The sequence below is a fragment of the Streptomyces cyaneochromogenes genome, assembly GCF_003963535.1.
Taxonomy (GTDB): Bacteria; Actinomycetota; Actinomycetes; order Streptomycetales; family Streptomycetaceae; genus Streptomyces; species Streptomyces shaanxiensis.
Genome location: NZ_CP034539.1, coordinates 8,684,743 through 8,709,802, shown reverse-complemented (window position 1 = coordinate 8,709,802; position 25,060 = coordinate 8,684,743). Strand labels below are relative to the sequence as shown.

General features: G+C 70.5%; 16 protein-coding genes and 3 pseudogenes. 4 read left to right on the top strand and 15 right to left on the bottom strand.

Annotation, left to right across the window (positions count from 1 at the left end):
- Window positions 1-5: 5 nt before the first annotated feature.
- The 4 genes and pseudogenes from frc to EJ357_RS39375 form a co-directional block, all read left to right on the top strand.
- Complete coding sequence (gene frc / locus EJ357_RS39390; protein ID WP_126396418.1) at window positions 6-1,247, top strand: formyl-CoA transferase; 1,242 nt, start codon at window positions 6-8, stop codon at window positions 1,245-1,247.
- 4 nt (window positions 1,248-1,251) lie between these two features.
- A complete protein-coding gene (locus EJ357_RS39385; protein WP_228472748.1) occupies window positions 1,252-3,453 on the top strand; it encodes an acetate--CoA ligase family protein in 2,202 nt (733 codons plus the stop codon).
- A gap of 115 nt (window positions 3,454-3,568) precedes the next feature.
- Window positions 3,569-4,957, top strand: a complete 1,389-nt coding sequence (locus tag EJ357_RS39380) for an OFA family MFS transporter (protein WP_175647678.1) — start codon at window positions 3,569-3,571, stop codon at window positions 4,955-4,957.
- A 23-nt stretch (window positions 4,958-4,980) separates the two neighbouring features.
- A pseudogene (locus EJ357_RS39375) lies at window positions 4,981-5,699 on the top strand (MFS transporter); the annotation flags it as partial.
- Between the two features lie 63 nt (window positions 5,700-5,762).
- Here the strand turns inward: EJ357_RS39375 and EJ357_RS39370 are convergent.
- The 15 genes and pseudogenes from EJ357_RS39370 to EJ357_RS39300 all read right to left on the bottom strand — a co-directional run bounded on the left by EJ357_RS39370 (window position 5,763) and on the right by EJ357_RS39300 (window position 25,019).
- A complete protein-coding gene (locus EJ357_RS39370; RefSeq protein ID WP_126396417.1) occupies window positions 5,763-6,824 on the bottom strand; it encodes a sugar phosphate isomerase/epimerase family protein in 1,062 nt (353 codons plus the stop codon).
- A gap of 115 nt (window positions 6,825-6,939) precedes the next feature.
- The gene (locus tag EJ357_RS39365) at window positions 6,940-8,394 is read right to left on the bottom strand and encodes a nucleotide pyrophosphatase/phosphodiesterase family protein (protein WP_407698445.1); all 1,455 of its coding nucleotides are present in this window, start codon (window positions 8,392-8,394) and stop codon (window positions 6,940-6,942) included.
- Window positions 8,391-9,560, bottom strand: coding sequence for a metabolite traffic protein EboE (gene eboE, locus EJ357_RS39360; RefSeq protein ID WP_126396416.1), 1,170 nt, complete (start codon window positions 9,558-9,560; stop codon window positions 8,391-8,393). Before eboE ends, EJ357_RS39365 begins: the two co-directional genes overlap by 4 nt.
- 3 nt (window positions 9,561-9,563) lie before the next feature.
- Window positions 9,564-10,484, bottom strand: coding sequence for a TatD family hydrolase (locus tag EJ357_RS39355; RefSeq protein ID WP_126396415.1), 921 nt, complete (start codon window positions 10,482-10,484; stop codon window positions 9,564-9,566).
- Window positions 10,484-11,173: pseudogene (locus EJ357_RS39350) on the bottom strand (EboA domain-containing protein); the annotation flags it as partial. The pseudogene EJ357_RS39350 and the gene EJ357_RS39355, both read right to left, overlap by 1 nt.
- A 395-nt stretch (window positions 11,174-11,568) precedes the next feature.
- Entirely contained in the window at window positions 11,569-12,594 is a 1,026-nt protein-coding gene (locus tag EJ357_RS39345; RefSeq protein WP_126396414.1) for a sugar phosphate isomerase/epimerase family protein, read from the bottom strand.
- Window positions 12,595-12,659: 65 nt separating this feature from the next.
- A pseudogene (locus EJ357_RS39340) lies at window positions 12,660-12,812 on the bottom strand (SCO3242 family prenyltransferase); the annotation flags it as partial.
- A 287-nt stretch (window positions 12,813-13,099) separates the two neighbouring features.
- Window positions 13,100-14,314 (bottom strand): inositol-3-phosphate synthase, encoded by a 1,215-nt coding sequence (locus EJ357_RS39335; protein WP_126396413.1) that lies wholly within the window; start codon window positions 14,312-14,314, stop codon window positions 13,100-13,102.
- A 143-nt stretch (window positions 14,315-14,457) separates the two neighbouring features.
- Window positions 14,458-15,855 (bottom strand): ThuA domain-containing protein, encoded by a 1,398-nt coding sequence (locus EJ357_RS39330; RefSeq protein ID WP_126396412.1) that lies wholly within the window; start codon window positions 15,853-15,855, stop codon window positions 14,458-14,460.
- A gap of 21 nt (window positions 15,856-15,876) precedes the next feature.
- Window positions 15,877-18,312, bottom strand: coding sequence for a PQQ-dependent sugar dehydrogenase (locus EJ357_RS39325; protein ID WP_407698443.1), 2,436 nt, complete (start codon window positions 18,310-18,312; stop codon window positions 15,877-15,879).
- Between the two features lie 158 nt (window positions 18,313-18,470).
- Window positions 18,471-19,475, bottom strand: a complete 1,005-nt coding sequence (locus EJ357_RS39320) for a sugar phosphate isomerase/epimerase family protein (RefSeq protein ID WP_126396411.1) — start codon at window positions 19,473-19,475, stop codon at window positions 18,471-18,473.
- A 15-nt stretch (window positions 19,476-19,490) separates the two neighbouring features.
- On the bottom strand, window positions 19,491-20,795 hold the full coding sequence (locus EJ357_RS39315) for a Gfo/Idh/MocA family protein (protein ID WP_126396410.1): 1,305 nt from the start codon (window positions 20,793-20,795) through the stop codon (window positions 19,491-19,493).
- 608 nt (window positions 20,796-21,403) lie between these two features.
- Window positions 21,404-22,462, bottom strand: a complete 1,059-nt coding sequence (locus EJ357_RS39310; RefSeq protein WP_126396409.1) for a substrate-binding domain-containing protein — start codon at window positions 22,460-22,462, stop codon at window positions 21,404-21,406.
- 17 nt (window positions 22,463-22,479) lie between these two features.
- On the bottom strand, window positions 22,480-23,499 hold the full coding sequence (locus EJ357_RS39305; protein WP_126396408.1) for an ABC transporter permease: 1,020 nt from the start codon (window positions 23,497-23,499) through the stop codon (window positions 22,480-22,482).
- Window positions 23,496-25,019 carry a sugar ABC transporter ATP-binding protein gene (locus EJ357_RS39300; protein ID WP_126396407.1) on the bottom strand — a complete coding sequence of 508 codons (1,524 nt, stop codon included), beginning with the start codon at window positions 25,017-25,019 and terminating at the stop codon, window positions 23,496-23,498. Before EJ357_RS39300 ends, EJ357_RS39305 begins: the two co-directional genes overlap by 4 nt.
- Window positions 25,020-25,060: the final 41 nt, after the last annotated feature.

Sequence of the window (25,060 nt, the reverse complement as noted above, 5' to 3'; positions counted from 1 at the left end):
CCTCCATGACCGGCACGCCGACCAAGGCTCTCGAAGGCATCCGCGTCCTGGACATGACCCATGTCCAGTCCGGGCCCTCCGCGACCCAGCTGCTCGCCTGGCTCGGCGCGGACGTCGTCAAGCTGGAGGCGCCGACCGGTGACATCACGCGCAAGCAGTTGCGTGACCTCCCGGACGTCGACTCCCTCTACTTCACGATGCTCAACTGCAACAAGCGGAGCATCACCCTGAACACCAAGACCGAGCGCGGCAAGGAGATCCTCACCGAGCTGATCCGGCGCTCCGACGTCATGGTCGAGAACTTCGGACCGGGCGCGGTCGACCGGATGGGCTTCACCTGGGACCGCATCCAGGAGATCAATCCGCGTATCGTCTATGCCTCCATCAAGGGGTTCGGGGACGGCCCGTACACCAACTTCAAGGCGTACGAGGTCGTCGCGCAGGCCATGGGCGGGTCGATGTCGACCACGGGTTTCGAGGACGGGCCGCCGCTGGCGACGGGAGCCCAGATCGGGGACTCGGGGACCGGAGTGCACGCCGTGGCGGGGATTCTCGCGGCTCTGTTCCAGCGCGAGAACACCGGGCGTGGGCAGCGGGTCAACGTGGCCATGCAGCACGCTGTACTCAACCTGTGCCGGGTGAAGCTTCGGGACCAGCAACGCCTGACACATGGGCCGCTTGCTGAATATCCGAACGAGGACTTCGGCACGGAAGTTCCCCGCTCGGGAAACGCGTCCGGCGGCGGTCAGCCGGGCTGGGCGGTCAAGTGCGCACCGGGCGGGCCGAACGACTACGTGTACGTCATCGTGCAGCCCGTCGGCTGGCAGCCGATCAGTGAGCTCATCGGCCGGCCCGAACTCGCCGACGACCCCGAGTGGGCGACGCCGGAATCCCGGCTGCCCAAGCTGAACAAGATGTTCCAGCTGATCGAGGAGTGGTCCTCGACCCTGCCCAAGTGGGAGGTGCTGGAGCGGCTCAACGCCCACAACATCCCGTGCGGGCCGATCCTGTCGACCAAGGAGATCATCGAGGACTCCTCGCTGGTGGCCAACGAGATGGTCGTCACCGTGCCGCACCCGGAGCGGGGCGAGTTCGTGACCGTCGGAAGCCCGCTCAAGCTCTCCGACTCCCCCGTCGAGGTGAGCAGTTCACCGTTGCTCGGCCAGCACAACGAAGAGGTCTACATCGGCGAGCTCGGCCTCGGCGACGAGGAGCTGCGCCTGCTCAAGTCGAACGGAGTGATCTGACGTGATGGCCGAAGACCGCGTCCTGCGGGTGCGGACGCTCCTCGACTCCGTGCGGGCCGAGGGACGCACCGCGCTGACCGCGCCCGAGGGCAAGGTGGTCGCCGACGCGTACGGGATCGCCGTACCCGGCGAGGAGCTCGCGACGGACGTCGACGAGGCGGTGGCGTACGCGGCGCGCTTCGGCGGGCCGGTCGTCATGAAGATCGTCTCGCCCGACATCCTCCACAAGACCGACGCGGGCGGCGTGATCGTGGGCGTCGAGGGGGCGACGGACGTACGGACCGCGTTCCACCACATCATCGACAACGCGCGCGCGTACAACGCGGATGCCCGCATCGCGGGCGTGCAGGTGCAGGAGCTGCTCCCCGAGGGGCAGGAGGTCATCGTCGGCGCGGTCACCGACCCGACGTTCGGGAAGGTCGTCGCCTTCGGGCTCGGCGGAGTACTGGTCGAAGTCCTCAAGGACGTCACCTTCCGGCTCGCTCCCGTGTCCGCCGACGAGGCGCTGTCCATGCTGGACTCGATCCGGGCGGCGGAGATCCTGCGCGGGGTGCGCGGCCGGGCGGCCGTGGACCGGTGGGCGATCGCCGAGCAGATCCGCCGTGTCTCGCAGCTCGTGGCGGACTTCCCGGAGATCGCGGAGGTGGACCTCAACCCGGTGATGGCGACCGCGGAGGGGGCGGTCGCGGCCGACATCCGCGTGATCCTCTCCGAGGCGCCCGCGAAGCCGCGCCGCCGCTACTCGCGCGACGAGATCCTCATCTCCATGCGCCGACTGATGCAGCCGTCGTCGGTCGCCGTCATCGGGGCCTCCAACGAACCGGGCAAGATCGGCAATTCGGTCATGCGCAACCTCATCGACGGCGGTTTCGCCGGGGACATCCATCCGGTGAACCCCAAGGCCGATGACATTCTGGGACGCAAGGCGTACAAGAGTGTCACGGACGTTCCCGGTGAGGTGGATGTGGCGGTCTTCGCTATCCCCGCCAAGTTCGTGGCCTCGGCCCTGCAGGAGGTGGGAAGCAAGAAGATCCCGAACGCCGTGCTGATCCCCTCCGGGTTCGCGGAGACCGGCGAGCACGAACTCCAGGAGGAGATCGTGGAGATCGCCGAGCGGCACGGCGTCCGGCTGCTCGGGCCGAACATCTACGGCTACTACTCGACGTGGCAGGACCTGTGCGCCACGTTCTGCACGCCGTACGACGTCAAGGGCGGGGTGGCGCTGACCTCGCAGTCCGGCGGCATCGGGATGGCCATCCTGGGCTTCGCGCGGACCACCAAGACGGGCGTGTCGGCGATCGTGGGCCTCGGCAACAAGTCGGACCTGGACGAGGACGACCTGCTCACCTGGTTCGGCGAGGATCCGCACACCGAGTGCATCGCGATGCACCTGGAGGACCTCAAGGACGGGCGCGCCTTCGTCGAGGCCGCGCGGGCGACCGTACCGAAGAAGCCGGTCGTCGTCCTCAAGGCGGGCCGCACGGCCGCGGGCGCGAAGGCCGCCGGCTCGCACACCGGAGCCCTCGCCGGCGACGACGCCGTGTACGAGGACATCCTCAAGCAGGCCGGTGTCATCCGGGCGCCCGGGCTGAACGAAATGCTGGAGTACGCGCGCGCGTTGCCCGTACTTCCCGCCCCCAAGGGCGACAACGTCGTGATCATCACCGGGGCCGGCGGCAGTGGCGTACTGCTGTCGGACGCGGTGACCGACAACGGCTTGTCCCTGATGGAGATCCCGCCGGACCTCGACGAGGCCTTCCGGAAGTTCATCCCGCCCTTCGGGGCGGCGGGCAACCCCGTCGACATCACCGGTGGCGAGCCTCCGTCGACGTACGAGGCGACGATCCGGCTCGGTCTGGAGGACCCGCGCATCCACGCGCTGGTCCTGGGCTACTGGCACACGATCGTCACTCCCCCGATGGTCTTCGCGGAGCTCACCGCGCGCGTGGTGGCCGAATTCCGGGAGCGCGGCGTGGAGAAGCCCGTCGTCGCGTCGCTCGCGGGGGACGTCGAGGTCGAGGAGGCCTGCCAGTACCTCTACGAGCGGGGGGTCGTGGCGTACCCGTACACGACCGAGAAGCCGGTGGCCGTGCTCGGTGCCAAGTACCGCTGGGCGCGGGCGGCAGAAAGGCTGGGGGCCGAAGGCCCCTCCGCTAGGGCGGTGGTGGGAGACGGGCGGGATGTTGGGGGGCGGTTCATGAGGTGAGGCGGTGGGGGCCGGCCGACGGTGCGCGTCGGCCGGCCCCGGGACCCGTGCGCGCACGAAAGGCATTGGACAGGGGGCGCTGGCCAGAGCTTTCGACGCAAGGGGTGCAACCAACGTGACTACCACCGACGTTTCACGGGTCGCCGCCTATCGGGAGGTGACCGACAAGAACGGACGCGTCTATCGCGTCGGCGAGTCCGACATCGACATCATGGGCCGCAAACGCAAGTGGATGGTGATTCTGCCCTGGATCGGCATGATGGGCATCTCCTCGGCCGAGTACGCGTTCGCGTCCGCCGAGGACACCCTGCACACGGCGCATCACTGGAACAGCATGCACATCTTCTGGATGATGACCGTGTGGGTCTTCTTCCAGGCCGCGGTGGCCTTCCCCGCGGGCAAGCTGCGTGAGAGCGGCAAACTGCCGGCGCGCTGGGCGATGATGCTCGGTGCGACGGGCACACTGATGGGCTACCTCTCACTGGCCTTCGCGCCGCACGTCGTCGTCGCCTACATCGGCTTCAGCATGTTCAGCGGCATGGGCGCGGGCATGGTGTACGCCACCTGCGTCAACATGGTCGGCAAGTGGTACCCGGAGCGCAAGGGCGGCAAGACCGGCTTCGTCAACGGCGGTTTCGCCTACGGCTCCGTGCCCTTCGTCTTCCTCTTCACCGGCTACATGGACCTCACCAACTTCCGCTGGGTGCTGGTTTCGGTGGGTGTCTTCCTCGCCGGAATCGTCGCGTTCTCCGGCTACTTCTTCCGGGACCCGCCGAAGAACTGGTGGCCCGCAGACGTCGATCCGCTCAACCCGCCCGCCGACCCGCGCGCGGCACGGTCGCTGCGGATGAACCCGCCGGCGGTTCGCCAGTACTCCCCCAAGGAGGCGTGGAAGACCGGCCGGGTGGCCCTGATGTGGTTCTGTCTGGCGTGCACGTCCGGCGTGAACATCTTCGGTATCGCCTTCCAGGTGGACATCGGTGAGGAAGCCGGGTTCGCGGGCGGGATCGTGGCCACGGCCATGTCCCTGAAGGCGATCGTCAACGGCACCGGCCGCGGTGTCATCGGCTGGCTGTCCGACCTGTACGGCCGCAAGCGGTGTCTGCTCGCCGTGTGCGTCATCCTGGGTCTGTCCCAGTACGGCATCCTCTGGTCGGCCGAGGCCAAGAACCTTCCGCTGTTCCTGATCTTCTCCTCGATCTCCGGCTTCGGCGGCGGCGCCATCTTCCCGATGTTCGCGGCGCTCACCGCCGACTACTTCGGCGAGAACAACAACGCGTCCAACTACGGCATGGTCTACAGCGCCAAGCTCGTCTCCGGTCTGGGCGCGGGCATGGGTGCCGTGGTCGTCAGTGCCTGGGGACACTCCGGCGCCTTCATCCTGGCCGGCTCCATCTCGCTCTTCGCCGGCTGCGTGGCGCTGTTCCTCAGCCCGCCGGGACGCGACAAGGAAGACAGCCGCATCGTTCCCAACCCACGACCGCTCGGCGAGGACATGGCCTGACATGACGGCAGATCCGTACGCGGATCCTCAGCGTCTGGGTGTTCCTCCAGGCCGGCATCGCCTTCCCGGCGGGCTGGTTGCGGGAGAAGGGGATCCTGACGGCCCGTGCGGCCATGTACATCGGCTCCGGCATGTGCCTGCTGGGATTCCTCGCCCTTTCGCACATGAACAACGTCCTTACGGGTTCGACATCGTGATCGTCGTCTTCGGATGCGCGTTCTTCTTCAAGGACCCACCGAAGAACTGGTGGCCCGCGGACGTCGATCCGCTGACGTGCACGGGCAACCAGAAGAACGCGGCGAGTCTGGCCAGGAACCCTCCGGCGGTGAAGCAGTACACACCCCGTGAGGCCATCAGGACGGTCGTACTACCCCTGATGTGGCTCTCCGTCGTGCTGACCGCCGGAGTGTCCGTCTTCGGCATCTCGTTCCAGGTCGACTAAGGAGGTGGGCTTCGGTCCGCTGGTCGCCGCGTCGTCGATGGGCGTGATGGCAGTGATCAACGGCATCGGCCGCGGCGTCGTGGGCTGGCTGTCCGACCGGTGGGGCCGCAGTACGGCCTCGTCTACAGCGGCAAGCTGATCAGCGGCCTGTTCGGCGGCGGCCTGCGCTCCATGGTCGTCATGGCCTGGGGCTACGACGGCGCGTACGCGCTGGCCGGCGGCGTGTCGATGGTGGCGGCGGCGATCGCGTTGCTGCTGCGCCGGCCCGGGCGCGCGGCGACTCCACATCCAGCGAGTTGAATCGGCACGAACATGAGGAGGCCCTCCCCAAGCGGGGAGGGCCTCCTCATGCCGTCACGGCCGTCAGCACTTCTCCCGCAGCGAGTGCAGGTGCTCGCTCGAACGGCGGGCGAACGTGAAGGACTCGCTCGGGTTGTCGTGCTCCGCCTGCCAGTGGTGGGCGAATCGCTGCCCGCGCAGTCTGGTGACGGCGGAGATGAACCGCTTGTAGTCGATGTCGCCGTCCCCGACGTCGACCATGCGGTAGCCGTACTGGTTGGCCGGGTCGTTCACGCCGTCCTTGACGTGGAAGAGCGGGTAGCGGTGAGGCTGCTTGAGCACGTAGTCCAGCGGCTCGAAGGGGGCGGGTGTGCCGTCGGGCCGCTGCGAGAAGCGGAACTGGCCCGAGTACGCCCAGAAGATGTCCATTTCGAGGTAGACGAGGTCGGGGTCGGTCTCGGCGAGCAGCACGTCGTAGAGGCGGACCTTGGGGTCGTCGGTGGCGAAGGAGAACTCCTCGGAGTGGTTGTGCTGGTAGAACTTCATGCCGCGTGCCCTGGCCGCCGCGCCGTAGGTGTTGAACTCCTCGGCGGCACGCTTCCAGGCGTCGACGGTGGAGCCGTAGCGGAACGGGCCGGAGGCGGTGCCTATGTGCTTCAGGCCGAGCGCCTGGGCGTCGTCGAGGACCTTGGTGAGGTTCTGGGCGAAGGTGTAGGCGCCAGGATCGCTGGAGTAGTAGCCGACGTGGCTGCCGATCGGGTTCAGACCGTGGTTGCGGGCCAGGCGCTTCAGTTGGGCGAGGGTGATCGGACCGGCCGAGCCCTGGGTGTATCCGGCGAACTCGACCTCGTCGTAGCCGTACTTCTCCAGTTCGGCGAAGACGGGGGCGAAGCCGAGTGTGGAGACCTTGTCGCGCAGGCTGTAGAGCTGGATGCCGAGGCGGCCGGGCGGGAGGACGGGGCGGCCGCGGCCGGCGGTGCCGGAGGCTGTGCCGGTGGCGGACGCGGTGCCTGCGGCGGTGGCTGCGGTCGCCGGGGCGGCGGCGCCCAGCAGGGCGGCGGCCGTACTGCCCGCCGCCACCCCGAGCATGCCTCGTCTGGTGAGGCGGTGGGTGAGTTCGGGATCCGTCTGGGAAAAGCGGCTCATGCCTGGAACTCCTTGAGATCGAAGGCCGTTGTCAGTGGTGAGTGCTTCACTTGGGACCAGTCGGAAGAGACGGGCCGGCGAGACCGGCGAGCTGCTGCGCGCCGGCCGTGACCCGTCACGCGAGACCGGCGAGTTGGAGCAGAAGTGACTTCACATCGGTGGCCGCGACGCGGTCGCCGACAGCGCGGGGGGTGGAGCAGATGAGGAGCGGACCTTCGTCGTCGCTCGCGGGAAGTCGGCCATGGCTGCCGCGAATAGGTGACGGATCCAGGGGCACGACCGCCATGCGGTAGCGCATGCCGAGTTTCTTGCGGGCCAGCGCGGTCGCGGCCTTGACCTTCACATAGGGGTCGAGGGGATCCATGAAGAGTTCGACCGGGTCGTAGCCGGGTTTGCGATGGATCTCGACGAGTCGCGCGAAGTCGGGAGCGCGGTCGTCGTCGAGCCAGTAGTAGTACGTGAACCAGGCGTCCGGCTCCGCGACGGCAACGAGCTCGCCCGAGCGCGGATGGTCGAGATGGTGGGCCTTCTTGCCCTCGTCGTCGAGGAGTTGCTCGATGCCGGGCAGTCCGTCCAGTGCGGCCCGGGTCGCGTCGAGGTCCTCCGGCCGGCGTACGTAGACGTGGGCGATCTGGTGGTCGGCGACGGCGAAAGCTCGTGACGCCATCGGGTCGAGGTACTCCATGCCGTCCTGCGTGTGCACTTCCAGCAGTCCTGCGCGGCGCAGGGCCCGATTGATGTCGACGGGTCGGTCCGCGCGGGTGATGCCGTATTCCGAGAGCGCGACGACGGTACGGCCCTGGGCCCGGGCGTCGTCCAGAAGTGGAGCCATGGCCGCGTCCAGGTCGGCGGCCGCTTTCAACGAGCGCGGGTCGTCGGGGCCGAAGCGCTGCAGGTCGTAGTCGAGGTGAGGGAGGTAGCAGAGCGCCAGGTCGGGCTGCCGGGTGCGGATGATGTGGCGGGTCGCGTCGATGATCCAGCGGCTGGAGACGAGGTCCGCTCCGGGTCCCCAGAAGTGGAAGAGCGGGAAGGTGCCCAGTTTCTCGGTGAGTTCGTCGTGCAGGGCGGGCGGCCGGGTGTAGCAGTCGGGTTCCTTGCGGCCGTCGGAGTAGTAGACCGGACGGGGGGTGACGGTCAAGTCGGTGTCGGCGCCCATGGCGTACCACCAGCAGATGTTGGCGACGGTGTAGCCGGGGTGGGCGCGGCGAGCCGCGTCCCAGAGCTTGTCGCCGGCGACCAGGCCGTTGTGCTGGCGCCACAGGAGTACGTCGCCGAGGTCGCGGAAGTACCAGCCGTTGCCGACGATGCCGTGCTCCGAGGGGTGGGTGCCGGTCAGGAAGGTGGACTGGGCGGCGCAGGTGACGGCGGGCAGGACGGTGCCGAGCGGCGCGTGCGAGCCGGACTGGGCGAGAGTCTTGAGATGGGGCATGTGGTCGAGGAGACGGGGGGTGAGGCCGACGACGTCGAGGACGAGGAGCGGGGTGGGGCGACGCATGGCAGGGGCGTCCGGGCGGGGTGCCGGGCGGCCACGCGGTGAGGCCGGGACTGCCGGATCCGGTCGCTCGGTCATGGCAGCTCCTTCAGGCCGAGGTCCGTCAACAGGTCGCGGGCGAGGGTGAGTTCGGCGGCGATGCCGTCGGCGAGCTGGCTGCGGGCGCGGGGGCGCAGTTCGGCCGGGAGGGCCTGCCAGGTGTAGGTCTCGACCTCGAGGTGCCGGGTGAGCGGGGTGGGGCCTCCGACGAGCCGGGTCAGTGCGGCCTTGAGCACCGGGAGTGTGGAGGTGAGGGGCGCGGCGGGTGGTGCGTGGAGCGGAACGTGGAAATGGGCGCGCCAGGGGGAGGCGTCGGGCAGGGCGTCGCCCTTGAGGGCCTCGTCGAGGTCGTCGGTGCCGCGGAGACCGGCGGCGGTGGCGGTACGGGTCTGGTGCAGGAAGCGGGGTTCGTCGAAGGCGGCGAGGGCCTCGCGGACATCGGGGAGGTGAGGGTGTTCGGCGTGCAGGGCGGCTGAGAGCTGGGATTTGACGACGGGGACGCGGGCTTCGGCGAGCGCGTCCAGGGCGGTGTGCGGATCTTCGAAGGAGGTGGCGAGGTGACAGGTGTCGACGCAGATGCCGAGGCGGTCGTGGCCGATCCCGGTGAGCGGGGCGATGGCGTCGGCGGTGGTCTCGACAATGCAGCCGGGTTCGGGTTCCAGGCCGATCCGGATGTCGCGGCCAGTCAACTCTTGCAAGGCGTCCAGGCGTTCGGCGAGCGTGAGCAGGGCGGCACGGGCGGTCTCGGCGCGGGCGTCGTCGTAGGCGGTGCGCCAGGCGAGGGGCAAGGTGGAGATGCTGCCCTCGGTGACGTCGTCGGGGAGGAGGCCGGCGAGGACGCGGGCCAGGGCCGTGGTGTGGTCGAGGCGTTCGGGGTCGACCCAGTCCGGCTTGTAGACGCGGTACTTGACCTCCTCGGCGCCGAAGCCCTCATAGGGGAAGCCGTTGAGCGTGACGACCTCGAGGCCGCGCCGGTCGAGTTCCGTGCGCAGACCGCGCAGGGCGGACGGGTCGGAGACGAGGGCGTGCGCGGCGTCCTTGGCGAGCCACAGTCCGATGCCGAGGCGGTCGCGGCCGAGCCGTCGGCGGACGGGTTCGCAGTGGTCCCGGAGTTGAGCGAGGACGCCGTCGAGGGTCTCGGCCGGGTGGACGTTGGTGCAATAGGCGAGGTGGACGGTGGACCCGTCGGGGTGGCGGAAGCGCATGGCTCACGCTCCCGAGACCGGGACGCCGGTCGGGTCGACCCGCTCGCTCAGTGTGCCGGCCTGCCCTTCAGGGTTGTTCGGAGCGCCACGCAGGATGGAGTTGCCCTCGTGGGTCGCCCCAGGGGGCGCGACGTCCAGGGTGAGGCGGCCGCTGAGGCCGTAGAAGGCGACGGGGTTGCGCCACAGCACCAGGTCGACGTCGTCCTCGTCGAAGCCTCCGGCCAGCATCAGGTCAGCGACCTTGCGGGTCTTGAGCGGGTCGCTTCTGCCCCAGTCGGCGGCGGAGTTCACCAGCACTTGCTCGGGTCCGTAGGCGCGCAGGATGGCGACCATCCGTTCCTCGTCCATCTTGGTGTCGGGATAGACGGAGAAACCGAGCCAGCAGCCGCTGTCCTTGGCCTCCTTGACCGTCGTCTCGTTGAGGTGGTCGACGAGGACACGGTCCGGGGGCAGTGCGGACTCCCGGACGACATCGAGTGTGCGGCGCAGGCCGGCCAGCTTGTCGCGGTGCGGGGTGTGGACGAGCGCGGGCAGTTCGTGCTCGGCGGCGAGCTGGAGCTGTGCGGCCAAGGCGGTGTCCTCGGCGGGGGTCATCGAGTCATAACCGATCTCGCCGACGGCGACGACCTGGTCCTTGACGAGGTACCGGGGCAGTTCGTCGAGGACGGGTACGCAGCGCGGGTCGTTCGCCTCCTTGGGGTTGAGGGCGAGTGTGCAGTGGTGGGCGATGCCGTACTGGGCGGCGCGGAAGGGTTCCCAGCCGAGGAGGGAGTCGAAGTAGTCGAGGAAGGAGGCGGGAGAGGTGCGGGGCTGGCCGAGCCAGAAGGAGGGCTCGACGACGGCGCGCACGCCGGCGGCGTGCATGGCCTCGTAGTCGTCGGTGGTGCGCGACGTCATGTGGATGTGGGGGTCGAAGAGGCGCATCAGGACTCCTTGCCGTCGGTGCCGCGAGTGCCGCGCTCGGCGACGGGTGCGGGTGGGGTGGCCGTGGGGTCGGTCAGGGTCAGGACGCGGTGCAGGTCTTCGGGTACGGGGCGGTCCGCGGCGGTGCGTTCGGCGGCGTAGTCGCCGAGCATGCGGGCGAGTTCGGTGTCCCGGTGGGCGCGGCGGTCCAGGTCGGCAACCGTGTCGACGGGCACACCGGTGAACAGGCACTTCAGTACTGCGTGCCGCCACTGGTGGGGGTCGAGGTGCCGGGCGGCGTAAGGGCCGACCGCGGCGGCGAGAAGCCGGGTGTCGTTGGTGCGCAGCGCGTCCTCGACCAGCGGGAGGGCCTCCCGGCCGGGCACCAGGGAGGGCAGTGCGTGCAGGACGGCGCGGCGTTCGGCGGCGGTGCCCTGGAAGTAGACCCGGGTGAGGGCGTCCACGTCGGCACGGGCCGCGTGCAGGATGAGGACGCGGGCGGCGTCGGCGTGCTCGGGACCACAGCGGCGGCCGGCCTCGGCGATGCGCAACTCCCAGACGGAGATGGGCCCGTGGGTGCCGGGGTTTGCTGCGGCCTCGCCGAGAGCGCGGTACAGCCAGGTGCGGGCGGCGGCGCCGAGGCGGGCGGTGAGGTGGCCGCGCAGCTCGGTGGATGTGGCGAGGGCGAGGGTGGTGCCCTGCGGTGCCGGCCGGCTCTCGGCACGTGTCGGACGGCCGACGCCTGCGGGAGCCTCCGTGTCTGCTTGGCCCTGGGAGCGTGGACCGGCCTCCGAGCCTGCCTGGAGCCGGGCATCAGACTGACGCCCCGGGCCTGGGCGAGCCTCCGCATCCGCCCGACCCTCGACACCCGGCCCAGCCTCCACGCCCACCCGGCGCACGACATCCGCCCGAGGCCCCCGGCCTGACCGGGCTTCCTCACCCGCGTGGCCGCCGTCGCCCCCGTCGCCCACTTCCCCGACGCCGCCCACATCGGCGTTCGCATGGCGTCCCGTGCTCGATGGAGGCTGCGCGCCCGGCTGGGTGTCGGTGAGGGCGGGGCCCTTGGTGGTCGCGCCCGGGGTGGCCGGGCTGGTGCGGGGGTGGGTCATGAGGTGCTCCCTTCGGGGGTGGCGGAGGGATCGCCGTGGGGTCGCACGCGTGCGGGTGATCCGGTGGCCGTCGCTTCGGCGCGGCGGAGGAACGGGAGGGAGAGTTCGGCGAAGTGAGGGCCCGCGTGGGAGTGGCGGGGCAGTTCGACGACGGTCAGGCCCTGGTAGCCGGTGGCGGAGAGGGCGGCGAGTACGGGTGGGAAGTCGATCTCGCCGTCGCCGAAGGGGAGGTGTTCATGGACGCCGCGGCGCATGTCCTCGATCTGGACATGGCGCAGCCAGGGAGCGGCGGCGCGTACGCAGTCGGCGGGAGAGAGGGGTTCGAGGCACTGGCAGTGGCCGATGTCGAGGGTGAGGCCGAGGTGTTCCGGTTCGCCGAGCGCGCGGCGGAGCCGGTGGAAGTCGGCGAGGGAGGCGAGGAGATGGCCGGGTTCGGGTTCGACGGCGAGGGGGACGCCGGCGGTGGTGGCGGCGTCCAGGACCGGGGCGAGGGCGTCGGTCAGGCGGTGCCAGGCCCTGTCCGGGTCCGTTCCCGGCGGTGTGATCCCGCTGAAGCAGTGGACGGCGTGGGCGCCGAGGTCGGCGGCGACCCGGACGGCACGGATCAGCAGGTCGACGCGGCGGCCACGGTCCTCCGGGTCGGGGTCCAGCAGGGAGGGGCCGTGTTTGCGACGCGGGTCGAGCACATAGCGGGCGCCGGTCTCCACGGTGACGTCCAGGCCGAGCGCGTCCAGCCGCTGCGCGAGGCGGCGGGTGCGGGCGGCGAGGTCGGGGGCGAGTGGGTCGAGGTGCATGTGGTCGAGGGTCAGCCCGACACCGGCGTATCCGAGGTCGGCGAGCAGGGTCAGGGCGTCGTCGAGGCGGAGGTCGGCGAGGCCGTTGGTGCCGTAGCCGAAGCGGAGGGGGGTGACGGTGGGCTCGTGGGAGGGGGCGGTGGCATCCTCGGAGCCGGTGCTACGCGGAGTGCTCTCGGCACCTCGTGCCTCGGTGGGCCGCGCCGGGACGGACGTCGCGTGGCTCATGCGACGCTCACCTTCCTTCCGAACCGTCGGCCCAGCGGGGCGGGACCCGCGACGAACAGGGAGTTGGGGCGCGCGGCGGTCGCGGCGGCGCCTGCAAGGGCGTCGCCGGGGACGGTGAACAGGGCAGCGAGGCACAGGAGTTCGGCCCAGGTCAGGGATCGGCGGCGCAGGTTCCGTGCCTCGGTCGGACGGCCCGCGTCGGCAGTGTCCGGCGGCATCCGTGTGACCGGGGCCGGCGTGGCAACGGCCGCCGACGAGCGCGCGCCCTCCTCCCTGCCGGCCTCCGTTCCCTCCAACCCCTCATCCCTCAACCGCCCATCCGCCGACGGCCCACCGCCCGACCACCCGTCCCCAGACCACTCACCGCCCCACCACCCGTCCCCAGACAACTCACCGCTGGACCACGCGTCCCCCGACCACTCACCGCCGGACCACCCACCGCCGGACCACCGCCCGGCGAGCCACCCATCGCCCGACCGAGACGAGCACCGCTCCCCGCGCCCCCTCACCACTGCTCCTCAGAACGGTCGGCGCCACCCCGCCCACCAAGGCGACCCGGACGGTCCTCCAGCCGCCGGGCATCCGCTCCCCGCAACCGCTCCGCGAACCGTCCCAGTGCCGCGTACTGCTCCCCCAGCGCCGACGGCCCGTCGCCCACCGGATCCTTGAAAAAGAAGCCCAGTTCACCAAGGGGTCCGGACAGGCCGGCCTCGTGGGCCCGTGCCGTCAGGCGGGCCAGGTCGAGCACGAGCGGTGCTGCGAGGGAGGAATCGCAGCCCTGCCAGATGGTCTGGAGGATCATGCGGGTGCCGAGGAAACCGTCGAAGGCGATGTGGTCCCAGGCGGTCTTCCAGTCACCGAGGGCGGGGACGTCGTCGATGTGGACCTCGCCCTCGGGAGGTGTGCCGAGGGTGTCCGTCAGGACCCTCTCCTTGCCCGCGTTCTTCGCCGCCGCGGCGGCCGGGTCGGCAAGAGCGGCGCCGTCGCCGCCGCCGAGCAGATTCGTGCCGGACCAGGCACGGACCGCCAACGCCCGTTGGCTGAACATCGGGCCCAGGACCGAGCGGAGCAGGGTCTGCCCCGTCTTGCCGTCGCGGCCGGCGAAGGGCAGATCGGTCGACGTCAGCAGGGGCGCGAGAGCCGGGTGGTTCAGGCCCGTCGAGGGGGTGAAGTTGACGTAGGGGCAGCCGGCACGCAGAGCCGCCGCCGCGTACAGCGAACTCGGAGGCAGAGCGGCCCCGGTGGGCGCGGCCCCAGTGGGCGCGGGCTCGGTGGAGGCCACGTTCACCACGACCGCACGAGTGAGGCCACATCGCCGTATGAAGTCCTGGATGTCCGAGGCGAAGGCGGCGATCAGCTCCTGCGCGTCGCGCGTGTCACCGGGGAGCGGGCCGCCGGGCCTGATCTCCGCGTCCGCGGCGGCGAGTTCGGCCCGCGTCGCCGTGGGCAGTCCCGGGGGCAGGACGCCGCCTGCCGCGAGAGCCTCCGCCCGTTTGGGCAGGGGGCAGTCGACCGTGTCGTGACCGCCGAAGACGAGGGACGACAGCGCGGGCAGCCCGCTGTCCGCGAACATCGGCGTCTCGGTGACCAGGCCCGTCGGGGGGTGCAGGCCCGCGGTGACGGCCGCGCACCCGGCGACGACGGTCGTGGCGACGGAGCCGCGCGCCCCGATCAGCCAGACGCCGACGCGTGATGCGGACGGGGAAACGGACGCGGACATGGCAGCCTCCTTGTCGAGCGCGTCGTATGTGAGCCCCACGGGCCGGGCCCCTGGCGCTGTAAGCCCCATGTGCCGGGCCCCTGGCGAGGCCCGGTGGGGTGAAGACGGCGAGCGGGAGTCCGGCGTCCCCCGCCCGCCGTCGCTCAGTCGCCCTGCGAAGCCGCGGCCCCGTGCGAAGCCATTGCTCCGGAGGACTTCGCGGACTTCACGGGCAGTTCCTTGATCCGGACGTCCCGGAAGGACACCTCGTCGTCGGCGCCGTGGTTCTGGATGCCGATGTGTCCGTCGATGAGGCTCCGGGCCGGGTCGGTGTTGGTGAAGTCGTTGATCTTCACAGCGTTGAGATAGACGCGGAGGCGTTCGCCCTCCACGCGGATCTCGTACGTGTTCCACTCCCCCGGCGGGTTCAGCGCGCGGTCGCGCTTCTTCAGGTCGGCGGACTTGAAGCCGTAGACGGCACCGGTGGTGCGGTCGGCGGCGTCGGTCGCATCGATCTGGATCTCGTAACCGTTGTTGACGGCCGACCACGGGTCGTCCGAGGGCGGGAAGCCCACGAACACACCGGAGTTGTCGTCGCCGGCCATCCTCCAGTCGAGCTTCAGGGAGTACGACCCGAAGCCCGGTCCGGCGTACCAGAGCATCCCCATGCCGCCGGCCGATGTGAGCGTGCCGTCGTCGGACAGGGTGAAGGAGCCCGGGCCCGCCTGTCGCCAGGCGTCCAGCGAGGCCTGCGTGCCGTCGAAGAGCGGGCGGTAGCCGTTCTCCGGGCGGCAGTCGGCCTGGGCGTCGCCGATGGCCCAGCGGATTCCGCCCAGCAGGTGCTGACGGAACTGGGGTTCGGCGTAGGACTCCTTGGTGTGGCCGCCCCCCGTGTAGAAGGCGCGGCCGCCCTGGTAGTTCTGGCACCAGGCGATCGGATGGTCGCCGTTCATGGTGCCGCCGGAGTACGAGGACTCGTCGAGGGAGGCGAGGACGTGGGCCCGTTCGCGGGGATTCGAGCGGTAGTTGTACCACTCGTCCGTGCGGTTCCATGTCTGCGCCAGACCCGAGGTCGCGGGGTGGGCGTGGTCCTCGACGTCGACCGTCGCCGGCTGGATCGCCGGGTGCGACTGGAAGTAGGCGCCGGCCAGGCCGCCGTAGAACTCCCAGCCGTACTCGGTGTCGGCGGCCGCGTGGACGCCGACATACGCGCCGCCGCCCCGGATGTAGCCCTCGAAGGCCCTCTGCTGGGCGGCGTCAAGGACATCTCCCGTCGTCGACAGGAACACGACCGCGGCATAGCGGCGCAGGTTGCCGGCGGTGAAGGCCGTGGCGTCCTCCGTCGCGTCGACCGTGAAGCCGCCGGTCTCGCCGAGCTGTTTCACCGCGGCGACGCCGTCGGGGATGGAGTCGTGACGGAAGCCTGCCGTCTTGGAGAAGACCAGCACCCGCTTGCCGTCGTCGCCGGGTCGCGGCGGCTGTGACGCCGCCGGTCCCGAGACGCAGCCGAGGAGTACGGCGGCCCCCACAACTGCTGTCGTCACTCGACCTGTTGGACGCATGCGCATCCTCCGTTCCTCCTCTCAGCCCGTGGTGAAGGTGAAGTCGTCCACGTCGAACAGGGCGCCCGAACCACTGCCCTTGAAGACGAGGTAGAGCGTGGTCGTGCCCCTAGGCGCGCGGGACAGGTCGGCGGTGACGTCCTGGAAGGTCTCCCAGCCGCCGGTCACCGGCACGGTCGCCTTGCCGAGCAGCGTGCCCGTCGAGGACCCGGCACGGACCTCGAGCGTGCCGCCCGCGCCGCCGGAGGAGATCCGGGCGGTGATCTTCTTGGCGTTGCCCAGGGCGTACGGCGTGAAGGAGATCCAGTCGCCGCTGTTGATGTCGCCGACCGTCCGGCCGCCGTGTGCGGTGGCCTTGGTGATGATCGAGACGCCGGAGCCGTTGCCGAAGTGCTCGGCCTGGCGGTGCCTGGGCTGGACGACGTTCTGGTCGTGCGTGGTGAGCGGGGCCTGGCCGCCGCCTCCGCCGTCGGTGTACTCGGCGTCCATGACCCCGAAGATGTTGGCGTCCTCGTCGTGACCGCCGTCGGCGCTGGTCTGGATCGTGCCGGTGCAGCCGTTCGCGGAGGTCACCGGGTGGCCGTGGCTGTCGTGGCCGAGTATGAAGGTGACCTTGACCTTGGAGCAGTCGATGGTCCGGTCCTCGGGGTCGGTGACCTTCACCTTGAACGGGATCGCGTCGCCGAAGCTGAACAGCTGCCCGTCCTGCGGCAGTTCCAGCGTCACCTTGGGCGCGGTGTTGCCGACCACGATCTGCACGCTCGCGCTGCCGGTGCGGCCGGAGGCGTCCTTGGCGGTCAGGGTCGCGGTGTAGGTGCCGTTCTTCTTGTAGCGGTACGACGGGTTCGCCGCGGTCGACTTGCCGCCGTCACCGAAGTCCCAGCTGTACGTCAGGGCGCCGCCGTCCTGGTCGGTCGTGCCCTCGGACGAGAACTGCACCCTCAACGGCGCCGTCCCCGAGGTCCTGCTCGCCGCTGCCTGCGCCACCGGGGAGTGGCCGTCGGTCGCGTTCTCGATCCGGTAGAGCCCTGAGTTCTCGTCGCCGCCGAACCACGCGGTGCCGTAGTCCAGCACATACAGGGCGCCGTCCGGGCCGAAGGCCATGTCCATGATCTGGGTGCCGGTCCACGCGACGTCGTTGATCGACTGCACGGCCCCGGAGCCGTCGCTGACGATCCGCTTGATCCAGCGGCGGCCGAACTCCCCGGCGAAGAAGTTCCCGTCGTAGGCCTCGGGGAACTTCACCGGCGAGTCGAGAGAGGCGTCGTAGCGGTAGACCGGGCCGCCCATCGGGGACTCGGAGCCGGTGCCGAACTCGGGGACGGATCCGCCGTCGTACGGGATCCAGGCGGCCTGGGCCGGCGGCAGGTCGGTCAGGCCGGTGTTGTTCGGCGAGGTGTTCTTCGGCGCGGCGCAGTCGAAGGCCGCGCCTGACTGGCCGGTGGCGAAGTCGTAGTCGACGTAGGCGTCGTTGTCACCTGTGCAGTACGGCCACCCGTAGTTGCCGGGGCCGGTGACTCGGGCGAACTCGACCTGGCCGGCCGGGCCGCGCGCCGGGTCGGCGGCGCCCGCGTCGGGGCCGTAGTCGCCGACGTAGAGGATTCCCGTCTCCTTGTCGACGCTGAAGCGGAACGGGTTGCGAAAGCCCATCGCGTAGATCTCGGGGCGCGTCTTGTCGGTGCCCGGCGCGAAGAGGTTGCCGTCGGGGATCGCGTACGAGCCGTCGGCGTTCACCTTGATGCGCAGGATCTTGCCGCGCAGGTCGTTGGTGTTGCCGGAGGAACGCTGGGCGTCGAAGGCCGGGTTGCGGTTCGAGCGCTCGTCGATCGGGGTGAAGCCGTCCGACTGGAACGGATTGGTGTCGTCGCCCGTTGAGAGATACAGGTTGCCCGCCGCGTCGAAGTCGATGTCACCGCCGACATGGCAGCACAGGCCGCGGGAAGCCGGGATGTCCAGGATCTTCTTCTCGCTGGCCGCATCCAGCGTGCCGTCGGTCTTCAGGACGAAGCGGGAGAGGCGGTTGACGCCGTCGAAGGGAGCGAAGTCGGCTGCCGTTCCGGTCTCGGGGGCGTCGCCGGCAGGAGTGTTGAGCGGGGGTGCGTAATAGAGGTAGATGAAGCGGTTCTCGGCGAACGCGGGGTCGACGCCGATGCCTTGCAGGCCTTCCTCGTCGTGGGTGTACACGTCGAGCTTGCCCGCGAGTTTGGTGTTGCCCACCGCATCGGTCAGACGCAACTCGCCGTCCCGTGAGGTGTGCAGGACCGAGCGGTCCGGGAGGACGGCGAGCGACATGGGCTCGCCGACCTCCGGTTCGCCCTTGGCGAGGGTGACCTGCTGGAAGTCCTCGGCGGCCGCGGCTTCCTGGTCGGCTACGGCTGCGCCGGCCTGGGGTGCGGTGAACGTGAGGGTTGCGCCTGCCAACAGCGCGCCGCTGAACAGCGCGACTGCCTTACGCAAGGGCAGGCGTCGTCTGTGCGTCTCGATTCTGTCGGTGTCCTGGGTTTTCCGGTGCACGGGTGCCTCCAGAAGGGGCCGGTTGTACGTGCGGGTGCGGTACGCCGGGATGCGCCGTCACCCCGGAACTCATGGAGTAGTCCTGGTCGTTCGTAGAAGGCCTAGTCGTTGCCGCCGAACGCCGCGTCGAACGAGGCCGACGGCGGCTCGAAGTCGTACGCCTTGAGCCGGGTCAGCGCCTCGGGGGCGCCCTGGAGCCGGTCCATGCCGGCGTCCTCCCACTCGACGGAGATCGGGCCCTGGTAGTCGATGGAGCGCAGCATGCGGAAGACGTCCTCCCAGGGGACGTCGCCGTGCCCCGCCGACACGAAGTCCCAGCCCCGGCGCGGGTCTCCCCAGGGCAGGTGGGAGCCGAGGCGGCCGTTGCGGCCGTCGAGTCGCTTGCGGGCCTCCTTGCAGTCGACGTGGTAGATGCGGTCGCGGAAGTCCCAGAGGAAGCCGACCGGGTCGAGGTCCTGCCACACGAAATGGGAGGGGTCGAAGTTCAGGCCGAAGGCGGGACGGCCCCCGACGGCTTCCAGAGCCCGCCAGGTCGTCCAGTAGTCGTAGGCGATCTCGCTGGGATGGACCTCGTGCGCGAACCGCACCCCCTCCTCGTCGAAGACGTCCAGGATGGGGTTCCAGCGGGACGCGAAGTCGTCGTAGCCGCGCTCGATCATCGACTCGGGGGCGGGCGGGAACATGGCGACCAGATGCCAGATGGCGGAGCCGGTGAAGCCGATCACCGTGTCGACGCCGAAGGCGGCCGCGGCCCGCGCGGTGTCCTTCATACGGGCCGCGGCGCGCTGCCGGACCCCCTCCGCCTCTCCGTCGCCCCACACCGCGCCCGGCAGGATGGCCTGGTGGCGTTCGTCGATGATGGCGTCGCAGACCGCCTGGCCGACCAGATGGTTGGAGATCGCCCAGCACTTGAGGCCGTACTTGTCGAGCAAGGCCTTGCGGGAGTCGATGTAGGACGCATCGGCGAGGGCCTTGTCGACCTCGAAGTGATCGCCCCAGCAGGCGAGTTCGAGCCCGTCGTAGCCGAAGTCACGGGCGAGCCGGCAGACCTCCTCCAGCGGCAGGTCGGCCCACTGGCCGGTGAACAGCGTGAACGTACGCGGCATCGCGCGTCAGCCTCCTCAGACCGCTATGGGGGTGTAGACGGAGTTCTTCTCGGCGCTCTCCTCCACCGCCGCGAGTACGCGCTGCACCTGCAGCCCGTCGGCGAAGGAGGGTTCGGGCCTGCGGCCCTCCGCGATGGCGTGGACCAGGTCGCGGGCCTGGTGGACGAAGGTGTGCTCGTAGCCGAGGCCGTGGCCCGGCGGCCACCAGGCGTCCAGGTAGGGGTGGTCGGGTTCGGTGACGAGGATGCGGCGGAAGCCGGCGTGCGTGCCCGGTTCCCTGCCGTCGTGATAGGCGAGCTCGTTGAGCCGCTCCAGGTCGAAGGCGATCGAGCCGTCCGAGCCGTTGAGTTCGATGCGCAGGGAGTTCTTGCGGCCGGTGGCGTAGCGGGTGGCCTCGAAAGAAGCGAGGGCGCCGGAGGGGAAGCGGCCGGTGAACAGGGCGGCGTCGTCGACGGTGACCTGTCCGGTGGCACCCTCGGCCGCCGCGGCGGACAGGCCCTTGACGGCCCCGCCGGGCAGCGGGCGTTCCTTCACGAAGGTCTCCGTCAGGGCGGACACCCCGGTGAGCCGCTCCCCCGCCAGGTACTGCGCGAGGTCGATGATGTGCGCGCCCAGGTCGCCGAGCGCGCCCGAGCCGGCCAGCTCCTTGCGCAGCCGCCAGGTGAGTGGGAACTCGGGGTCCACGAGCCAGTCCTGAAGGTACGTCACCCGCACATGGCGCAGGGTGCCGAGTCGGCCCTCGGCGACCATGGTGCGGGCCAGCGCGGTGGCGGGCACCCGGCGGTAGTTGAAGCCGACCATGACCAACTGGCCGCGCCGGTACGCCTCTTCGGCGGCCGCCGTCATCGTCTCGGCCTCCTCGACGCTGTTCGCGAGGGGCTTCTCGCACAGGACGTGCTTGCCGGCGGCCAGCGCCGCGAGAGTGATCTCGGCGTGACTGTCGCCAGGGGTGCAGATGTCGACGAGGTCGATGTCGTCCCGTTCGATCAGCGCCCGCCAGTCGGTCTCGGCCGTCGCCCAGCCGTGCCGGTCGGCCGCCGCGCGCACGGCGCCGGCATCCCGCCCGCAGATCGCGGCGAGCACCGGGCTGCGGGGCAGGTCGAAGACCCGGCCGACGGTGCGCCAGCCCTGGGAGTGTGCGGCGCCCATGAAGGCATAGCCGACCATGCCGACGCGCAGCGGTGGCTTCGCGGCGGGCCCGGCCGACCCGGACACATCGGCCCTGCTCCCGACCGTGGCCGTGGCCCCGGGCACGCCCGGCTCGGCGGTCATGGCCCCTGCGTCCGCCTCGGCCTCGTCGGGCTGCTGCGGCTGTCCCATGCGATGGTCCTCCTCGTCGTCGTGCCGCGGTGGGGGGGTTGGGGGGCGTCTTGCGGATCTCGCCGTCCGTCGTGCGGGCTTGGCTGCAGTCGTGGGGGCTTGGCGTCGTACGGCCTGGGCTGCCGCCGCACGGAGCTGGCTGCCACCGTACGGACGTGCTGCCCGTGCAGGCCTGGCTGCCGTCCCACGAGCCTGACCGGCCGTCAAACGACCCCGATCGGGGCCGTCGCACGATCCTGACGCCCGTCCCTCGCCCCTGGCTGCCCGTCCTCCGGCCCCGGCTGTCCGACCCGCGAACCTTGCCGACGTCACGGCCAAGACCCACGTGCGGCCACAGCCCGAGCTACGGCATCAGCCCGCCGGCTGCCACGACGCCGGCCAGTGCCAAAGCCTCACGGGGCCTCGGCCCGTATGCCGGCCTCGGCCGGTCCGGCGACCTCGGCCCGTCCGGCGACCCGAGCCATACGACGACCTCGCCGCGTCCGGCGCCCCAGGCCGTACGACGACCTCGGCCCGCCCAGACCTACCGCAGCCCAGCCCGGCTCGATCCACAGAACGCTCCCGGCCCTGCCCGACGGACCCCTCGTCCCCCTCGGGCAGGGTGCGCCTCACTTGAAGCCGGTGGACATGTACTGGTCGACGTTGTCCTTGTCGACGACCGCCGAGTAGAGCGTGATCGAGGCCGGGATCTCGAACTCGGCCATGCCGCTGACGCCCTTGCCCTGGCCCAGCGCACGGGCCAGGTCGATGGCGGACGCGGCCATGGTCGGCGGGTACAGGACGGTGGCCTTGAGGACGCCGTCGTCCTCCTTGATCGCCTGGAACGCGGACAGCGCGCCCGCGCCGCCGACCATCAGGAAGTCGTCGCGCCCGGCCTGCTCGATGGCCCGCAGCGCCCCCACGCCCTGGTCGTCGTCGTGGTTCCACAGCGCGTCGAACTTCGACTGGGCCTGCAGGAGTTGGGCCATCTTGGCCTGCCCGGACTCCACCGTGAACTCGGCGGCCTGGCGGGCCACCTTCTTGATGTTGGGGTAGTTCTTCAGAGCGTCGTCGAAGCCCTTGGTGCGCTGCTGGGTCAGCTCCAGGTTGTCCAGCCCGGCCAGTTCGATGACCGTGGCGTTCGACTTCCCCTTGAGCTTCTCGCCTATGTAGTGCCCGGCGTTGAGCCCCATCCCGTAGTTGTCGCCGCCGATCCAACAGCGGTAGGCCTGCGGGGTGTTGAAGATCCGGTCGAGGTTGACGACCGGGATGTTCGCCCGCATCGCCTTCAGCCCGACCTGGGTGAGCGCCTTGCCGTCGGCGGGCAGCACCACCAGCACGTCGACCTTCTTGTTGATCAGCGTCTCGATCTGGCCGATCTGCGCGGCGGTGTCGTTGGACCCCTCGGTGATCTCCAAGGTCACGTCGGAGTACTTCTTCGCCCGGCTCTTGGCGTTGTCGTTGATGGCGTTGAGCCAGCCGTGGTCGGCCTGCGGTCCGGCGAAGCCGATGGTGACCGGCTTGCCGGGCTTGTCCTCGGCGGCCGGCTGGTCGTTCGCGGCCGGCTCGTCCTTGGGCTCGTTACTCGTGCAACCCGTGAGGAGGGCACCGGCACCTACGGCGGCGGTCCCGAAGAGCAGCCCTCTGCGACTGGTGAAGCGACTCGTGAGATCGGTCGGCTCTGGCATGGCGGTGAACCCTTTCCTCAGGTCGTGCTCGCGGTACGGCGCTGGACCAGCACGGCGGCGACGATGATCGCGCCCTTGGCGATCTGCTGGACGTCGCTCTGCAGGTTGTTCAGGGCGAAGATGTTGGTGATCGTGGTGAAGATCAGGACGCCGAGCACGGAGCCGACGATGGTGCCGCGGCCTCCGGTGAGCAGGGTGCCGCCGATGATCGCGGCGGCGATGGCGTCGAGTTCGTAGAGGTTGCCGTTGGTGTTCTGACCGGAGCCGGACAGGATGATCAGCAGGAAGGCGGCGATGCCGCAGCACAGTCCGGACAGCAGGTAGAGGTAGAGCCGCTGGCGGCGTACGTCGATGCCGGCGAGGCGGGCCGCCTCCGCGTTTCCGCCGACGGCGACCGTGCGCCGTCCGAAGGTCGTGCGGTTCAGGACCAGCCAGCCGATGACCGTCACGACCGCGAACACCATGACCAGCGGCGGGATGCCGAGGACGTATGCGTCGCGCTCGCCGAGGTCGAGCACCGAGGGGATGGTGACGATCTGCGTCTTGCCGTCGGTGATCTGGAGGGCCAGGCCGCGCGCGGACGCCAGCATGGCGAGCGTGGCGATGAACGGGACCATCGCGCCGTACGCGATCAGCATCCCGTTGACCAGGCCGCATCCCACACCGACGACCACCGCCGTGAAGAGGATGCCGGCGAAGCCGTACTCCTGGGTCGCGACCGTCGTCGCCCACACCGAGGCCAGCGCGACGATCGCGCCGACGGACAGGTCGATGCCGCCGGAGATGATGACGAAGGTCATGCCGACGGTGACGACCCCGATCACGGAGGCCTGGGTGAGGACGAGTTGGAGGTTGCGGGTGTCCAGGAACTCCTCCGGCTTGGTGATGCCGCCGATGACGATCAGCGCGGCGAGGACGCCGAGCAGGGACAGGGTGCGCACGTCGGCGCGGGCCATCAGGCCCCGCCAGACGGGCGGTGCACCGGCCGACGGCACCTTGCCGGTGCTGTCCCGGGGCGGGGAGGCGTGCTGCGTCATGACGCCGGGCTTCCTTCCATGACGAGGTCGAGTACGCGGTGTTCGTCGAGTTCACGGGCCGGCGCGGTGTGCACTACACGGCCCTCGCGCAGCACCAGGACGCGGTCGGCGAGGCCGAGCACTTCGGGTACTTCGCTGGAGACCAGCAGGACGGCGAGGCCTTCGTCGGCCAGGCGGCGGACCACCGCGTACAGCTCGGCGCGGGCTCCGACGTCGACGCCGCGGGTGGGTTCGTCGAGCAGCAGGACGCGGCAGCCGCGCAGCAGCCAGCGGGCCAGGACGGCCTTCTGCTGGTTGCCGCCGGAGAGGGTGCGCACCGGCGCGGAGGGGTTGTCGGGACGCAGGGACAGCTCACGCGTCGCGGCCCGCGCGGCCCGCAGTTCGGCGGCGCGGTCGATCCAGCCGCCGCGCGAGAAGCGGGACATGGACGACACCGACACATTGCGGGTGACGGACTCCAGCATCAGCAGCGCCTGCGCCTTGCGCTCCTCGGGGGCGAGGCCGAGCCCGGCGCGGACGGCGGCCCGTACGCTGCCGGGCCGCAGCGCCCGCCCGTCCACGAGGACCTGACCGGCGGTCGGCTTGCGGGCGCCGTAGATCGTCTCCAGGATCTCGGACCGCCCCGAGCCCACCAGCCCCGCGAGCCCGACGATCTCCCCGGGCCGCACGGCCAGGTCGAGGGGCTCGAACTCCCCGTCCCGGGCGAGCCCCCGCACCTCCAGCAGCGGCTCTCCGGTCGCGGCCGCGTCCTTCACCGGCCGCTCGGGGAAGACGTACTCGACGTTGCGCCCCGTCATCAGCGCCACGACCTCGCGGGTCGGCGTCGTCTTCGCCGGAAGCCCGCCCGCCACGGCCCGCCCGTCCTTCAGCACGGTCACCCGGTCGCCGATCCGGCGGATCTCCTCCAGCCGGTGCGAGATGTAGACGACGGCTACGCCGGCGGCGGTGAGGTCGCCGACGATACGGAAGAGGTTGTCGACCTCGTCCGGGTCGAGGGCGGCGGACGGCTCGTCCATCACGATCAGCCGTACGTCGTGGGAGAGCGCCCGCGCCATGGACACGATCTGCTGCTGCGCCGCCGACAGTTCCCCGACGAGCCGGGCGGGGTCGATCTCCGGGTGCCCAAGTCGCTTGAGGAGTCCGGCCGTTGAGGCCCGCGCGGACTTTCCGCGTACGACGAAACCGGCGGCCGTGGGTTCATGGCCGAGGTGGACGTTCTCGGCCACCGACAGGTGCTCGACCAGGTCGAGTTCCTGGTAGATGGTGGCGATGCCCAGGCGCATCGCGGCGATCGGCGAGCGGAGGGTGACCGCCTCGCCGCGCCAGTGGATCGTGCCGGTGTCGGGCTGGTGGGCGCCGGCCAGGACCTTGATGAGCGTGGACTTTCCGGCGCCGTTCTGGCCGAGCAGGCAGTGCACTTCACCGGCCTGGACGTCGAGGTCGACGCCGTCGAGGGCCCGGACTCCGGGGAACGACTTGGTGATGCCGGACATGCTGAGCAGCGGTGGTTCTGGTGCCATGAGGTCCCCTTGGCGGGCGTGCGGGCCGGTTTCAGGGCGGG